Consider the following 15,414-nt stretch of genomic DNA (forward strand, 5'->3'; position numbering starts at 1 on the left):
GCAGGATATCGTCGAGCGGGGTGCGTTGATCAGGCGCTTTCGCATTTTTTCGAACACCGGCGCCAGGTCATGAGCGCCAGAGCCTTGAACGCCAAAAGCCGGCGCGCGGGGTACGCCGTGAGCTGGCTTCTTTGCCTGGCGCCGCTACCGGCGGCGGGCATGACCCTGGAGCAGGCCGTGCGCCGCGGGCTCGAGATCAACCCGCAGGTGGCCCAAGTCGAGCAAGAGATTGGTGAGGCCGCCACGAACGTCGATATCGCCCGCGACGGTTACTGGCCCCAGGTCGGGCTCTCCGCCGGGCCGGAAGGCTTTTCCACGAGCAATTTCGGCTACGACCTGACCGCCAGCCAAACGCTTTATGATTGGGGCCGCGTGCGCTCTCAGGTGGACGGCGCCTCGGCCGGACTGCGTCAGGTCGAACAGGAGCGTGCGCTGGTGACCGAAGAGGCGGCGCTGGATATCGTTGAGGTATATCTGGACGTCATTGGCGCGCGCGAACGCCAGGCGGCGGTGGCCCGACATATCGAGGCGCTCGAGCGAGTAGCAGAGCTTGCCCGTTCGCGAAGCGAGGTGGGCTATACCGACCGCAGCGAATCCGAGCGTGCCGCGCTCGAACTGGCGCGGGCGCGCGAACAGGCCGCGCTGGAGGCGGGCGCCTTGAACGATGCCGTGCGCCAGTTTCGCCAACTGGTCGGCGAAAGCCCCGACCAGGTCACGCTGCCCGAGCCGCTGGCGCTGACTGATCTTTTGAGCGAATCCCCGGCCATGCTGGACAGCGCCGTTGTCAGCGCGCCGCAGTTTCGCCAAAACGAGGAGCGCATGGCCGAGGCCCGCGCCGGCAGCGAAGAGGCCCGCGCCGCGCTCATGCCGCGGGTCAACCTGGAAGGGTCAGCGCTACGCCGTGAAATCGGCGGCACCATGGAGGACGACATCGTGGTGGCGCTGCGCCTGCGCATGGAGCCGTTTCAGGGGCTCTCCAACGTGCGTCGCACCACCTCCGCCGACCAGCGCCTTGAAGCGGCGCGCTGGGGTGTGGAAGTCGCCCGGCGCGATGTCGAGCGCACGGTGACCTCCTTGATCGAGCACCACGAGGCGCTGACCTGGCGCCGCCAGGCGCTCGAAGCCCAGCTCGACAGCGCTCAGCGCGTGGCCGAGGCCTACGACGAGCAGTTTTCTGTGGGCTATCGCGACGTGTTCGAGCTTTTGAACCTGCAGCGCGACGCCTTCGAGGCCGAGCGGCAGCTGGTGGAGCTTGCCACCGAGCAGCGCCGGTTGCAGTACCGCGCCGCGGCTCAGCTCGGCCTTTTGTCTCCCATGATGACCCACACCGAACGCGAGATGGCGCATCTCTTAAGGACCCGTCATGCAGCGCCCTAGCGCCGATTCGAGAGCCAACGACGAGCGCCTCCAACGAAAGGCGCCGGATCGGGAAAACCTCGATCACGAGCAGCCCGATCACACGCAGCTTCATCAAACAGTGTCTCAACAGGCATCGTCTCACCAGGCGCATTCTCAACAAGCACCGCCTCGCCAAGCACCGTCTCGTCAAACACAGTTCAACGAAGGGCTGGCGCTGTTATGCCGGCAGCTCGGCCGGCCAACCGTCGCCATCGAGCTGACCGACGGTTTTGCGCTCGCCGACGAGCGTTTGCCGCTGGCGCTGGTGCCTCGCGCCTTGAACCGGATCGGCGTGACCGGCCGGGTGGTGGAGCTTACGCTATCGCACCTGTGCGATGGCCTGCTGCCGGCGCTGATACTGCTCGATAACGACGCAGTGTGTGTGCTGGTCGAGTGTCAGCAGGACGAGGCCGTGATTCTCGTGCCGGAAAGCGGCGGCGGCCAGGAGCGGCTGGCGCTATCGACCCTGGCCAAGCGCTACGCCGGCGTGGCAGTGGTGGCGCGCCAAACGTACCGGGCGGACGACCGCGCCGGGCGCTTTGCGCGTAAGCGCCCCGAGCACTGGCTGAAAGGTCCGGTGCGCCGGCAGTGGAAAACCTACGTCGAAGTGGGCGTGGCCGCGCTGATGGCCAACCTGCTGGCGATCGCCACCGCCATTTTCGCCATGCAAGTGTACGACCGCGTGGTGCCCAATAACGCCCTCGATACACTCTGGATTCTGTCAAGCGGGGTGGCGCTGGCCGCCGCCTTCGAGTTTTTGCTGCGGGTGTTGCGCGCCCGGCTCATCGACGCCACCGGCAAGCGGCTTGATCTGGGACTCTCTTCCCGGCTGTTCGAGCAGGTGATGCAGCTTCGCCTCTCGGCCAAGCCCGGCACCACCGGCGCCTTCAGCAGCCAGCTGCGCGAGTTCGAATCGGTGCGCGAGTTCTTTACTTCCTCGACGATCGGCGCCATTAGCGATCTGCCGTTCGTGGCGCTATTCATCGGCGTGATCGCTTATATCGGCGGGCCGGTTGCCTGGGTGGTGCTGGCCGCGGTGGTGCTGATGCTGTTGCCGGGGCTGATCGCCCAGCCACGGCTCGCCTCGCTTGCGCGTCAGAACCTTAGGGAGGGCGCGGTGCGCCAGTGCGTGCTGTTGGAAACTCTCGAAAACCTGGAAACGGTCAAGACCACCCGCGCCGAAGGGCGCCACCTGCGCATGTGGGACTCATTATCAGCCAGTTTGGCCGATGCCGGGGTGCGCATGCGCTCGCTCGGCGCCACGCTCGGTTTTGCCGCAGCTTTCGTACAGCAGCTTTGCTATATCGGCGTGGTGATCGTGGGGGTCTATCAGATCAGCGCCGGGGCGCTGACCGTCGGGGCGCTGATCGCCTGCACCCTTTTGGCCTCGCGCACCGTGGCGCCCATGAGCCAGGTCGCCGGGCTGTTGACCCGCTGGCAGCACGTCAAGGTGGCGCTCGAAGGGCTCGACGACGTGATGAAAGCGCCGGTGGAGCGCCCGGAAGGGCGCAGCTTCATTCACAAATCAGCGCTTGCCGGTCACTTCGAGCTCGAAGGCGTCAAGCTGGCCTATCAGCCGGAGGGGCCGCCGGCGCTGAACATCGAACGTCTGGAGGTTGCCGCCGGTGAGCGGGTCGCGTTGCTGGGCGGCAACGGCTCGGGGAAATCGACCCTACTGCGCCTGTTGGCCGGGCTTGGCGATGCCAGCGACGGGCAGATGTTGCTCGACGGCGTGGCGATCAGCCAGCTGGAGCCGGCGGACAAGCGCCGCGCGATCGGCTATCTGCCCCAGGACATTGCGCTGTTTTACGGCACGCTGCGCGAAAATTTGCTGCTGGACGGCCAGGCCCACACCGACGAGACGCTGATGGAAGCACTTGCATCGGTAGGGCTTGGAAGCTTCGTGGGTCGTCACCCGCATGGGCTTGATATGCCGCTGCAGGGCAGTCGCGCACTTTCCGGCGGGCAGCGCCAGGCCGTGGGGCTGGCGCGGCTGCTGCTTCAGGACCCGCGTATCGTGCTGCTCGACGAACCTACGGCGGCGTTTGACCAGTCAAGCGAGCGCCACGTCATCCAAACGCTGAACGCCTGGCTTGAAAAGCGTACGCTGATTCTCGCCACCCACAAATCGGCGCTTCTCACCTTGACCGAGCGCGCGCTGGTGCTGCGTGAAGGGCGCCTTGTCATGGATGGGCCGGTCGAGAGCGTGGTCAGCGGCAACCAGGTCAACACTGCTCAAAAGCCTCAGGGAGTGCGCCGCCATGACGCCTAGTGAAGCCACGCGGCGCGAGCTCGACGACCCGCGTCTGTCGCTGGCCCCGCGCCGCGCTCATGCCATCCTGTGGCTGAGCGTACTGATCATCGCCGCTTTTATCGGCTGGGCCAGCTGGGCGACGATCGACGAAGTCACCCGCGGTGAAGGCAAGGTCGTGCCCTTTACTCGCCTACAGACCATTCAAAGCCTGGAAGGCGGTATCGTCTCCGAGCTGTTGGTCGGCCGCGGGGACCGGGTGGAGCTCGGCCAACCTCTGGTGCGCCTCGACGATACCCGCTTTCGCAGCGCGTTCATGGAGACCCGCAGCCAGATCGAAGTGCTGCAAGCGGCGATCGCCAGGCTCGAAGCCGAGGTGCTGGAACAGGAGCGTATCGAGTTTCCCGAGGCCCTCGACGAAGACGGGGAGCTGGCACGCGCGGAGCGGGCGCTGTTTTTGGCGCGGCGCGAGCGTCTCGAGGAAGCGCAGCGCTCGCTCAACGAAGAGGTCGCTCTGGCCCGGCGCCAGCTCGCCCTGATCGAGCCGCTGGTCCAGCGCCGCTCGGTGAGCGAAATGGAGGCACTCAAGCTCAATCAAAGCATCGCCGGGCTGGTGGGGCGGCTGGCGGAGCTTCGTAACACCTATGTGCAGGAAGCTTATACCGAGCTTGCCGCCAAAAAGGCCGAACTCGCTACGCTCGAGCAGGTCGTCACCCAGCGAAGCGACCAGCTCCAGCGCACCGAGATCCGCTCGCCGGTGCGCGGGCGCGTCAACGACCTTTTGGTGACGACGCTGGGCGGGGTAATTCAGCCCGGCGAGCCGATCATGGAGATCACGCCGATCGAGGATCGGCTGTTGATCGAGGCACGCATCAGCCCGCGCGATGTCGCCTTCATTGCCCCGGGCATGCCGGCCAGCGTCAAGATCACCGCCTACGACTACACGATTTATGGCGATCTAAAAGGCGAGGTGGAGCAGATCAGCGAGGACACCATCGAGGAGCAGACGCCGCGCGGCAACGAAGCCTTCTACAACGTACTGATCGTCACCGATGAAACGCACTTGACCCGCCACGGCGAGCAGCTGCCGATCCGCACCGGCATGCGCGCCGACGTCGACATTCAAACCGGCAAGCGCTCGGTGTTGAGCTATCTTTTGAAACCGCTGATCAAGGCGCGGCTTTATTAATACCGGCGTGTCCAGGCGCCGGCCGCCCGGACATCGAACCGGGGAGTCGAGACGCTACAAAGCGTCACGAATCGCTGACAGGCTGCGGCGGTAGCTCGCCTGCTCGGCGGCACTAATGAATCCCTGTTCGAAAGCGAGCGCCTGAGCGCTTCGTTCGACAGCGTCGATTTCCTCGAGATAGGCGCGGCGCGTATCCGGTGCAAGCGCCGTGTGCTCCTCGATACGTGCACGTAGATCAGCTGTTTGTTTCAGCACCCAACGCTGCTGGCGTTTTGAAACCTCGAGCCCCTCGTCGGTGGTGTAGCCCTCCCAGCCCGTTCCCTGCAAAAGCGCCCAGAGCGCTTCTTCAGGGCGGTAGGCACCGTTCACCGACGAAGCGCGCAGCCGAGCAAGCTCGCGCTTGCCTTCGATGGTACACCCCGTTTGCACGGCCAGCTGCTCGAGCGCTTCGTCGAGCGGCTGTGCGGGTAGATCGATTGCCTGCGGCTCGCGCGGGCACGCCGCATGAGCGGGCAGGTTCACGAGAGCACAAAGAACGAAAAGCGTTGATAGGCGACGCATCATGGCAGCGAGCATTCCTTGGATAGTGGACATCGCCATTGTTATACGCTGTCAGGCGCATAACAATGGGGTGGACCATCGATTGTCTTCAAAGACTTCTTGCCACCCTGCGCCACTTATTAAAGGCTTGTCTCTCATGATTACACCCCGCCCCCTATTGCACGCGCTTGCCATCGCTGTCTCGCTGTCGCCGCTGGCGCTTTGGGCCCAGGATGCCCATATCGGTAGCGTACGCACCGAGTTTCGAATGCTCGGGCCGAACAACACCATCGAGGTGGAGCGCTTCGATGACCCGGACGTGCAGGGCGTTGCCTGCTATCTCTCCTACTCAAAAATTGGCGGGCTCTCCGGCGCGGTGGGCCTGGCCGAAGAGGCGAGTGAGGCGAGCGTAGCATGTCGTCAGATCGGCGAGATCGTCTTCGACCCGGCCGAGGTCGATGAGCAGGAGGTCGTCTTTTCCCAGCGCCGCTCGGCACTGTTCAAGAACATGCGCGTGGTGCGCATGCATGACGCCGAGGCGCAAACCTTCGTTTATCTCACCTACAGCACCAAACTCGTCGACGGTTCGCCGAAAAACGCCATTAGCGCCGTACACTACGGCGCGCTCACGCCGACCGAGTGATCCTTCACGCGTGCGGCCTCAGCGCGCGCTGCCAAAGGCCTGAGCCCAGTAGGTGAGATAGCGCGACTGGGTGTTGTCGACCTTGGCCATGCCCATTTCAGTAAACGCATCGAGCATGATGTTGCGACAGTGGCTGGGGCTTTCGAGCCAGGCAAGCACTACGCTCGAGGAGGTACGCTGACCGGCGGCGATGTTCTCGCCCAGCGCACGCCAACGGTAGCCGGTCGCTTCGGCGCGGTTTTGAATCTTCGAGCCGTCCAGGCCGGTATGGCTGAAGTATTCATACTCGGCCATGGTTTTGGCGTGGCCTTCGGCAGCGACTTCGAGCTGGCAGCTCCAGCTCAACGAGGCGGCCGGGGGGAAGTACTCGGTACCGCACTGACGTGCCTGGCTACGCGCTTCGTTGACCAGCCGCAGCATTTCCTGCTGCTGGCCGGTCAGCTCGCAGCGATTCTCGGCGCGGCTGTTCTGCAGAAAGTCCTCTGCGCTCGCGGCGCTGCCGGCAGTGAGGAGGGTGAGCGCGCAGGCGCTGGATAAAAGCCAATGGGGCAGGCCGAGCTTCTTGATCTTCACGTATCGACACCTTGAGTCAGTGGAAACAGGCAAGGTGTTCGTCCACGACCGAAGGGGATGCCCCTGTCTAATTCTTTTTAATTAGATCGTTTAAGGTCGATGGGTGAATAGCAAATGACTGACGAACGCCCCTGAATACCTGTTTAATCGGCGTTTCGAGGCGGAAGATTAATTTTTGAAAGCTTGATGCGTCAGTAGTCTTGTTGAAAGACTTTGTGTCAAACGGTAATGGCGTAAGTCGAATTAATGAGGCCTTGGGCGATTGGAAATGGCTCAAACCCATGCCATGACAGGGTTTTTAGTCACTCGAAGCAGTAGAGAAAGCGCCTGGAAGAGAGGCCGCGCTCGAAGGGCAGCACAGGTTAAAACGTACAAAAGGGCAGCGCTTGGGCCGCTTATTGGGAAATCGTTTGGCTTAAAGAAGGGGCGCTAGCGCCCCTGATAGTGTGAGTGGTATTAAAAGCGACGCTGTCGCAGGCAGGTCGCGTCGAGTGCGTCAAGGTGCGTATGCCCGAGAAGCCCAAGCGTCGATTCCATCTCCTTTTTGAGCAGCGAAAGCGCATGGGCGACGCCGGGCTGGCCGCCGGCGGCCAGCCCGTAAAGCGTAGCTCGGCCAAGCCACACGGCGTCGGCGCCGAGCGCACGGGCCTTAATGATATCGGTGCCGCGCCTGAAGCCGCTGTCGACGAACAGCTGACAGCGCTCGCCCACGCGCGCTTTCACCTCGGCCAGCGTATCCATCGGCGACAGCGAATGGTTGAGCTGGCGCCCGCCGTGATTGGACAGCACGATCCCGTCGACGCCGTGATCCACGGCCATTTCAGCTTCATTGGGTGACAAAATCCCCTTGAGCATGAGCTTGCCGGGCCAGAGCTCGCGAAGCCAGGCGATGTCGTCCCAGTTGAGCGTCGGATCGAGCTGCGGGCCGATGATCTGCGAGGCGCCCTGGGCGTTACGCTTGTCCGGCGGCAGCAGGTCGTCCAGGTTCTTGAACGTGGGCAGCCCGTCAGGCCACAGCACGTCGCTCATCCAGCCGGGTTTGGTCAACAGGTGCAGCAGGTTGGCAAGCGTGGGTTTCATCGGCTGGCGAAAGTTGCGCACGTCCCACTCGCGGTTGCCGTAGATGGCGCTGTCGGTGGTCACTACGATGGCGTCGAAGCCGGCATCCGCACAGCGCCGGATCATCGATTTGACGAATTCGCGATCGCGATAGAAGTAGATCTGCATCCAGGCCGTGAGGCCTTCGACGGCGGCGATCTCTTCAAGGCGCGTGGTGGAGACGCTGCTGAGTACGAAGGGAATGCCGGCGTCCCGCGCCGCCCGGGCGAGCTTCAGGTCGCCGTCGCGGGTAAGCATGCCGTTGAACCCGGTCGGGCCAATGGCCAGTGGCATAGGGTGGGTGCGTCCGAACAGGGGGGTATCGAGTTTTCGCGGGCCGACGTTGGTCATCGTTTTGGGTTCGAACAGATACTGGTCGAACACCGAGCGGTTGTGCCTGAGCGTATGCTCGTCGTCGCTTCCCCCGTAAACGTACTCGAACACGAAATTGGGCAGTCGCCGCTTGGCGATGCGCTCCAGGTCCTCGATATTCAAAGCTTTTTTATAGTTCTTACCGGTATAACGCGGGCGTTTCATGTGCTCTTACCTTAAACCAAAGTATAGGGTCCGGGGGCTTTTGTTTGTCTCGCCATACTACCATACTAGCGCCATTGGTTTTGGGTCGAGACCCTCTCTCAGGCGGTATCCATGGGCGACGTCAATCTTACACTACAGGCACTATGGCAGGAGACTTCGGAAACCGAGTCCGTGCGCCAACGCCTTTATCAGGTGCTTCGCCAATCCATCATCCAGATGGTGCTGGCACCGGGTAAAGCGCTGTCCGAAAAGGAAGTGGCGGATGCCTTCTCGGTGAGCCGCCAGCCGGTGCGCGAGGCGTTCATTCGCCTGTCAGAGTCGGGGCTCGTCGAAGTGCGCCCGCAGCGGGGCACGTTCGTCGTCAAGATTTCCCAGCGCGCGGTGCTCGAGGCGCGCTTCGTTCGCGAAGCCGTCGAGGTCGCTGTAGTGCGCCAGGCAAGCGCCAAGGGGCTTGCGGCCTCCGTGATCGACGAGCTCAACGAGCTGATCGCACGTCAGCGCCGCTGCATTCAGCCCCACGATGCCACGCGTTTTTACCAGCTCGACGAGCGCTTTCACAAAACGCTGTCGCTGGCCGTTGGTCAGAACGCGGCCTGGAAGGTGATCGAGGAGGTGCGCGTGCAGCTCGACCGAGTTCGCTATCTGAGCGTGCCGGATACCACGCCCATCGCGCGGCTGGTCGAGCAGCACGTCGACATCGTCTCCGCCATCGAAGAGCGCGATGTGACGCTTGCCGAACAGGCCATGCGCCGCCACCTGCGCGAAATACTCGTTTCTCTACCCGACCTGGTTCATCGCTTTCCTGAGATGTTTGATGCTCAGGAAACGCAATCCCTCATTGAAGAGGCAGCTCCATGAAGATCGAACACGCCTATACCATCGTTACCTCCCCGGGGCGTAACTTCGTTACCCTGAAGATCGTCACCGACGAGGGCACCTACGGCATCGGCGACGCCACCCTCAACGGACGCGAAATGGCCGTGGTCGCGTATCTGGACGAGCACGTCATTCCGGCGCTGATTGGCCGCGACCCGCAGCGTATCGAGGATATCTGGCACTATCTGTATCGCGGTGCCTACTGGCGGCGTGGGCCGGTCACCATGAGCGCGATCGCCGCGGTGGACATGGCGCTTTGGGACATCAAGGCGAAGCTCGCCGGCATGCCGCTTTACCAGCTGCTCGGCGGCAAGAGCCGCGAGCGCGTAATGGTCTACGGCCACGCCACCGGCCGCGACATCGAGTCGTGCCTTGAAGAGGTTGCCCGCCACGTCGAGCAGGGCTACAAGGCAGTGCGCGTTCAGGCCGGCGTGCCGGGCATCGCCAGTATCTACGGCGTCGCCAAAAAAGAGGGCGAGCCCTACGAGCCGGCGGATGCGGACCTGCCCGCCGAGCACGTCTGGAGCACGTCCAAATATCTGAACCACGTGCCGAAGCTTTTTGCCGCCGTGCGCGAGCGCTTTGGCGACGACCTGCACGTGCTGCACGACGTCCATCACCGCCTGACGCCCATCGAAGCCGCACGCCTTGGCAAGGCGGTGGAGCCCTATAACCTTTTCTGGCTCGAGGACTGCGTGCCGGCGGAAAACCAGGAAGGCTTTGGGCTGATTCGCCAGCACACCACCACGCCGCTGGCGGTGGGCGAGGTGTTCAACAGCCTGTTCGACGCCAAGGCGTTGATCGAGAATCAGTGGATCGACTACATTCGCGCCACGCTCACCCACGCCGGCGGCATCACCCACGTGCGCCGCCTGGCGGACCTGGCCGGGCTCTACCACGTACGCACCGGTTTCCACGGACCGACGGATCTTTCGCCGGTGTGCATGGGCGCGGCGATCCATTTCGATACCTGGGTGCCCAATTTCGGCATTCAGGAGTACATGCCGCACACCAGCGCCACCAACGAAGTATTCCCCCACGACTACCGCTTCGAGGATGGCCATTTCCTCGTCGGCGAGAACCCGGGGCACGGCGTCGATATCGACGAAGAGCTGGCCAAGCAGTACCCCTACAAGCGTGCGAGCCTGCCGGTCAACCGGTTGGAAGACGGCACTCTCTGGCACTGGTAAGGAGTTTTGTATCCATGAAAGCATTTCAGGTAAGCGCGCCCCACGACTACCGCGTCGCCGATGTCGATGCGCCGACCCCCGGTGCGGGTGAAGTGCTGGTGCGCGTGGCGTTCGCCGGGATCTGCGGCTCCGACATGCACATCATCCACGGCGACAACGCCTTCGTGCGCTTTCCGCGCATCACCGGCCACGAGTTCGCCGGCGTGATCGAAGCGGTGGGCGAAGGTGTCGACGGCGTGAGTGCCGGCGAGCGCGTCTGCGTCGATCCGGTCATCAGCTGCGGGCAGTGCTATCCGTGCCGCATTGGCCGCCCCAACGTGTGCAGCGCGCTGGAAGTGATCGGCGTGCACCGCCACGGCGGCTTCGAAGAGTTCGTCGCCGTCCCGGCCGCCAACGTGCATAAACTTCCCGAGCATATCGGCCTGGACGCCGCCGCGCTGGTCGAGCCCTACACCATCGCCGCCAACGTGCTGGATCGTATGCAGCCGCACCCTGGCGATCGCCTGCTGATTCTGGGCGCCGGTGTGATCGGCATGACCATTCTGCAGATGGCCAAAGCTCTGGGGCTCGAGGAGATCATCGTCACCGACGTGATCGACGAGCGCCTGGAGGCGGCCAAGAGCCTGGGTGCCACCCACGTCTTCAACAGCCGCACCCAGGATGTCGAGCAGGAAATCACGGCGCTGACCCAAGGCGAGGGCGTGCCGCTGATCGCCGACGCTGCCTGCGTGCCGGCGCTGTTACCGCAGATGCTGCGCCTGGCCTCGCCGGCGGGTCGCATCGGACTTTTGGGCTTTAGCGCCCAACCAAGCGATCTGGTGCAGCTCGAAGTGATCAAAAAGGAGCTGACGCTGGTCGGCTCGCGGCTCAACAACCGCAAGTTTCCGGAGGTGCTCGAACTCATGGCAAGCGGTAAGCTGGACCCGCTGGCGCTGGTCAGCCACCGGCTGCCGCTCGCCGAGATGCCCGATGCCATCGAGATGCTCGACCATCGCCCGGAAGAAGCCCGCAAGGTGCTGATTCAGATCGGTGCTTGAGGAATATGACGACTCAACACGCTAACTCACCAACCCCACGCGCGATCAACAACCAATAACGCAAAAGTGCAGGAGTGACGAAAATGATCAAGAAACTACTTACCAGCGCGGTTCTCACCACCATGGTTTTCAGCGCGCAGTCGGCGCTGGCGGCCGACTACACGCTGCGCTTTGGCCACCTGGCCAATGAACAGAACATCTGGCACCAGGCCGCCGAGAAGTTCAAGGAGGAGGTCGAAGCCAACTCCGACGGGCGCATCGAGGTTCGTCTCTACCCGAGTGAGCAGCTGGGTAACGAAATGGATGTGATCAACAGCATCCAGCTCGGTACTGCGGACATGACCATCACCGGTGAGAGCCTGCAGAACTGGGCCCCGAAGGCGGCCATGATGGCGGTGCCCTACGCCTTCCGTGACTCCGAGCATCTGCACGCGGCGGTCGATGGTGAAATCGGCAGCGAAATCGAAGAGCAGATCATCGAGCGCACCAACCTGGTGCCGCTGGCCTGGTTCGAGCGCGGCCCGCGTGAGCTGACCTCCAACCGCCCGATTCGCACGCCGGACGATCTGGACGGTCTGCGCCTGCGCGTGCCCAACGTGCCGCTGTTCGTCGATGTCTGGCAGGCGCTCGGTGCTCGCCCGACCCCGATGGCGTTCAGCGAAGTGTTCACTGCGCTTCAGCAGAACACGCTGGAAGGCCAGGAGAACCCGCTGAGCTTGATCGAAAGCGCGAGCTTCAACGAGGTTCAGGACTACGTGAACATGACCGGCCACGTACGTAGCTGGATCTACGTGGTGATCGGCCGCAATCAGCTCGAAAGCATGCCCGACGAGCTGCAGACCGTCGTGCGTGAAGCGGCCCAGACCATGCAGAGTTTCGAGGCCGACCTGTTCGTCGAGGATCAGGCGCGTCTGGAGCAGGCACTCGCCGAGCGCGGCATGGAGTTCATCGAAGCCGACGTCGACGCCTTCGCCGAGCAGGCACGCCCGGCGGTGATCGAGGCGCTGACGCCGGAGCAGCGCGAGCTCTTCGAAGCCATTCAGGACCTGTAACGCCGTTAGGCAATCAAGGTGGGCTGGTCGCAAGGCCAGCCCACTTTTGTATAGGCCATGTTGAGAGCTGCAATCGTCTGAACCGCAAGATAGTTACTTGCAAACACATGCATTGCAAAAACCGAATTGCAAGAGTTTCAACTTCTAGAGCGGCTAGCCCCTCGAGGATACGTTTATGAGCTCGGATCAACACGCGCTCGAGCACGAAGCGCTACAGAGTCTGGATTCGATGTCGACGGTACCCAAACTTCAGGGGCCGGTGGGTCGCCTGATCGGCTGGGTGGATACCTGCTTTTTGACACTCGCCGTGCTGGCGCTGGTCGCCATTGCGGGAACGGTCCTGCTGCAAATCTGTTCGCGGCTGTTTCTGCCGATCTCCATCTCCTGGACCGAAGAGCTTTCGCGCTATCTCTTCATCTACATGGTGTCGCTGTCCGCCGGCGTCGTGCTGCGCCAGAACCGCAACATCAGCGTCGAGCTTTTCCACCACATGCTGAGCCCGCGCCTGCGCGCGCTGTTTCAGGCGCTGATCTGTCTGGGCATCGGCGCGTTCGCGTTCATGATACTGCCCTACGCCTGGCAGTACGCTCAGAACGGTACCTGGCAGACCTCGCCGACGCTCAAGCTGCCCATGCTGTATATCTTCTTCTCGACGGTCGTCACCTACGCGCTGCTACTGGTTTATAGCGCCCTCGGTGCCCTCGAGGGGGTATTGGCGATGTGTCGCCCCGCCGTGCGTGAACAGGAGTCCTGAGCATGGAAGTCATCATTTTATTCAGTGTGTTTCTGGTGCTTCTGGTGGTGGGTATGCCCATTGCCTTCGCCCTCGGCATCTCGTCGATGTCCTATCTACTGATGGAGGGCATTTCGCTGACCATCGTGCCTCAGCGCATGTACGCGGGTATCGATACCTTCGTGCTGTTGTGCATCCCCGGCTTCGTACTGGCCGGTAACCTGATGAACGTGGGCAATATCACCGAGCATATCGTGCGCTTCTCCAACGCGCTGCTGGGCCATATTCGCGGCGGGCTCGGCCTGGCCAACGTGGGCGGGTCGATGATCTTTGGCGGTATCTCGGGCACCGCGGTGGCGGATTCGGCGAGCATCGGTTCGGTGATGATTCCCGGCATGGCGCGCTCGGGCTACGACAAGCCCTTCGCTGCCGCCGTCACCGCCGCCTCGTCCACGGTCGGGCCGATCATTCCGCCCAGTGTGCCGATGATCATCGCGGGCTCCTTGAGCGGTATTTCTGTAGGCCGCATGTTCCTGGCCGGCGCCGTGCCCGGGCTCTTGATGGGCGTGGCGATGATGATCACGGTGTACATCCTCGCCGTTCGCCGCGGCTATCCGAAAGAGCAGCGCGTGCCGTTTTTGCAGCTGCTGCGCGAAGCCAAAACCGCATTTTGGGCGCTGCTGATGACCGTGATCATCCTCTACGGCATCATCGGCGGCTTCTTCACGCCGACCGAGGCGTCGATCGTCGCCTGTGTCTACGCGCTCGCAGTGGGCATGTACGTCTACAAGGGACTGACCTGGCGCAAGCTTCCGGGCATTCTGGTCGACACCGTGCTGACTTCGTCATCGCTTTTGCTGATGGTCGGTCTTGCCAATCTGTTCGGCTGGATTCTGACCAGCGAGCAGATTCCGCAAATGATCGCCACGCTGATCCTGTCGATCAGCGAGAACCCGCTGATCGTGCTATTGATTCTCAACCTGATTCTTTTGTTCGTCGGCGCGTTCATGGAAACCATCGCCGCGCTGATCATTCTGTTTCCTGCGCTTGTCGGCGTGGCGACCGGCGTTGGCGTCGACCCGGTGCACTTCGCCGTGATTGCGGTGCTCAACCTGATGATCGGCCTGACTACGCCACCGGTCGGCGTGTGTTTGTTCGTGGTCGCCGGCATCGGCAAGCTGCCGATGCTCTCGGTCGCCCGCGCCATCGTCCCGTTTCTGCTCTGCAACCTGGGCGTACTGCTGCTGGTCACCTACGTCCCGGCCATTTCACTGTGGTTGCCGAATCTGCTGATGGGGAGTAACTAACGGAAAGGGCCGCGACGAGGAGAGCTCTCAGCGTCACGGCTCGAATCCATGGTGTGAGAAATGGGGCATCAGGAGGGAGGCAGCGGTACGCGTCAGGCGTATCGCTGCTTTTTTATGGCCGGTGGCGTTATCTTCTTTTCGAATAGCGTGCTATTTCTGCCGAATGGGTTGCTCGACCAGCGGCGCTCAACCCGGTTTATGCGGGTCAAGCAATGCTGTCTTTTTCAAGGCCAGCTTGTTGGCAAACAGGTAGTAGTCGGTTTCGTCCTCTTCTTCCAGCGTGCTGGCTTTGAAGAGCATTTCCCGGGTGTTTTCCAAGTGCTGCCACATGGCCTTTTGCGCGCCATCACTGTCGCGGCGCATGAGCGCCTTGAGAATGACGTCATGATCGTCGCACCAGCTGTCGAGAGATTCGCGATTGCCGATTCGATCGTGAAGCTTTTGCCAAAGCGGGTTTTTGTCGCGCTGGTGCCAGAGTTTCTCGACCAGGTAGACCAGTACGGCGTTCTGGGTCGATTCGGCGATTTTCAGGTGGAAACGCTTGTCCCACTCGGAATCCTGGGAGCGGTCTTCGAGCCGCGCCTGCTGACTGATCTCCACCAGCCGCTGGATATCGTTTTTGGTGATTAGCGTCGCGGCAAAGGCGGCGATCTGGCTCTCGATGAGCTGGCGCGCCTGGAGCATCTCGAAGGGGCCGGCGGTCAGGGCGTCTTCTGCATCGTCATCTCGGGTGGCCTGAGGCTCGTCGGGCGGGGCGAGCACATAGATGCCTGAGCCCTTGCGTACTTCGACGAGCCCCTGCAGTTCCAGCATGATTAGTGCTTCGCGCACCACCGTGCGGCTGACGCCGAGCTCTTCGGCCAGCTCGCGCTCGGCGGGCAGGCGTTCACCCTCCTTGAAACGGCCGGACAGAATACGCTCTTTCAGCTGTCGCCCGGTTTTCTGATAGAGACGTTGCGGAGCGGGCAGTTGCATCGTGGTCATCCATGG

14 protein-coding genes are annotated in these 15,414 nt (G+C 62.6%); 10 read left to right on the forward strand and 4 right to left on the reverse strand.

Annotation, left to right across the window (positions count from 1 at the left end):
* Positions 1 to 69 precede the first annotated feature (69 nt).
* Genes RN347_RS06450 through RN347_RS06460 form a run of 3 tightly spaced genes read left to right on the forward strand, consistent with a single transcriptional unit; the run spans position 70 to position 4,838 of the window.
* A complete protein-coding gene (locus RN347_RS06450) occupies positions 70 to 1,377 on the forward strand; it encodes a TolC family protein (protein WP_311960601.1) in 1,308 nt (435 codons plus the stop codon).
* A complete protein-coding gene (locus RN347_RS06455; protein WP_311960602.1) occupies positions 1,364 to 3,670 on the forward strand; it encodes a type I secretion system permease/ATPase in 2,307 nt (768 codons plus the stop codon). The genes RN347_RS06450 and RN347_RS06455 overlap by 14 nt, the downstream gene beginning before the upstream one ends.
* Positions 3,660 to 4,838 (forward strand): HlyD family type I secretion periplasmic adaptor subunit, encoded by a 1,179-nt coding sequence (locus RN347_RS06460; RefSeq protein ID WP_263584438.1) that lies wholly within the window; start codon positions 3,660 to 3,662, stop codon positions 4,836 to 4,838. The genes RN347_RS06455 and RN347_RS06460 overlap by 11 nt, the downstream gene beginning before the upstream one ends.
* Positions 4,839 to 4,892: 54 nt before the next feature.
* Here RN347_RS06460 and RN347_RS06465 read toward each other — a convergent pair whose 3' ends face one another.
* Positions 4,893 to 5,402 carry a hypothetical protein gene (locus tag RN347_RS06465; RefSeq protein WP_311960603.1) on the reverse strand — a complete coding sequence of 170 codons (510 nt, stop codon included), beginning with the start codon at positions 5,400 to 5,402 and terminating at the stop codon, positions 4,893 to 4,895.
* Between the two features lie 133 nt (positions 5,403 to 5,535).
* Here RN347_RS06465 and RN347_RS06470 point away from each other — a divergent pair, with 133 nt between their 5' ends.
* Positions 5,536 to 6,021, forward strand: coding sequence for a CreA family protein (locus RN347_RS06470; protein WP_263584436.1), 486 nt, complete (start codon positions 5,536 to 5,538; stop codon positions 6,019 to 6,021).
* Between the two features lie 18 nt (positions 6,022 to 6,039).
* Here the strand turns inward: RN347_RS06470 and RN347_RS06475 are convergent, their stop codons facing one another.
* Positions 6,040 to 6,594, reverse strand: coding sequence for a CAP domain-containing protein (locus RN347_RS06475; RefSeq protein ID WP_263584435.1), 555 nt, complete (start codon positions 6,592 to 6,594; stop codon positions 6,040 to 6,042).
* Between the two features lie 456 nt (positions 6,595 to 7,050).
* Positions 7,051 to 8,229, reverse strand: a complete 1,179-nt coding sequence (locus tag RN347_RS06480) for an alpha-hydroxy acid oxidase (RefSeq protein ID WP_311960604.1) — start codon at positions 8,227 to 8,229, stop codon at positions 7,051 to 7,053.
* Between the two features lie 111 nt (positions 8,230 to 8,340).
* On the opposite strand from RN347_RS06480, the gene RN347_RS06485 reads away from it, so the two are divergent.
* The 6 genes from RN347_RS06485 to RN347_RS06510 all read left to right on the forward strand — a co-directional run bounded on the left by RN347_RS06485 (position 8,341) and on the right by RN347_RS06510 (position 14,424).
* A complete protein-coding gene (locus tag RN347_RS06485) occupies positions 8,341 to 9,087 on the forward strand; it encodes a GntR family transcriptional regulator (protein WP_263584433.1) in 747 nt (248 codons plus the stop codon).
* Positions 9,084 to 10,295, forward strand: coding sequence for a D-mannonate dehydratase ManD (gene manD, locus RN347_RS06490; protein ID WP_263584432.1), 1,212 nt, complete (start codon positions 9,084 to 9,086; stop codon positions 10,293 to 10,295). Before RN347_RS06485 ends, manD begins: the two co-directional genes overlap by 4 nt.
* A gap of 14 nt (positions 10,296 to 10,309) precedes the next feature.
* Entirely contained in the window at positions 10,310 to 11,332 is a 1,023-nt protein-coding gene (locus tag RN347_RS06495; RefSeq protein WP_311960605.1) for a Zn-dependent oxidoreductase, read from the forward strand.
* An 83-nt stretch (positions 11,333 to 11,415) separates the two neighbouring features.
* Entirely contained in the window at positions 11,416 to 12,384 is a 969-nt protein-coding gene (locus RN347_RS06500) for a TRAP transporter substrate-binding protein (protein ID WP_263584430.1), read from the forward strand.
* A gap of 175 nt (positions 12,385 to 12,559) precedes the next feature.
* A complete protein-coding gene (locus RN347_RS06505) occupies positions 12,560 to 13,138 on the forward strand; it encodes a TRAP transporter small permease (protein ID WP_263584429.1) in 579 nt (192 codons plus the stop codon).
* Positions 13,139 to 13,140: 2 nt separating this feature from the next.
* A complete protein-coding gene (locus tag RN347_RS06510) occupies positions 13,141 to 14,424 on the forward strand; it encodes a TRAP transporter large permease (RefSeq protein WP_311960606.1) in 1,284 nt (427 codons plus the stop codon).
* A 186-nt stretch (positions 14,425 to 14,610) separates the two neighbouring features.
* On the opposite strand, the gene RN347_RS06515 is transcribed toward RN347_RS06510, so the two are convergent.
* A complete protein-coding gene (locus tag RN347_RS06515; RefSeq protein ID WP_263584427.1) occupies positions 14,611 to 15,399 on the reverse strand; it encodes a GntR family transcriptional regulator in 789 nt (262 codons plus the stop codon).
* Between the last annotated feature and the right edge of the window lie 15 nt (positions 15,400 to 15,414).

The sequence above is a fragment of the Halomonas sp. PAMB 3264 genome (assembly GCF_031954245.1).
Lineage (GTDB): Bacteria > Pseudomonadota > Gammaproteobacteria > Pseudomonadales > Halomonadaceae > Vreelandella.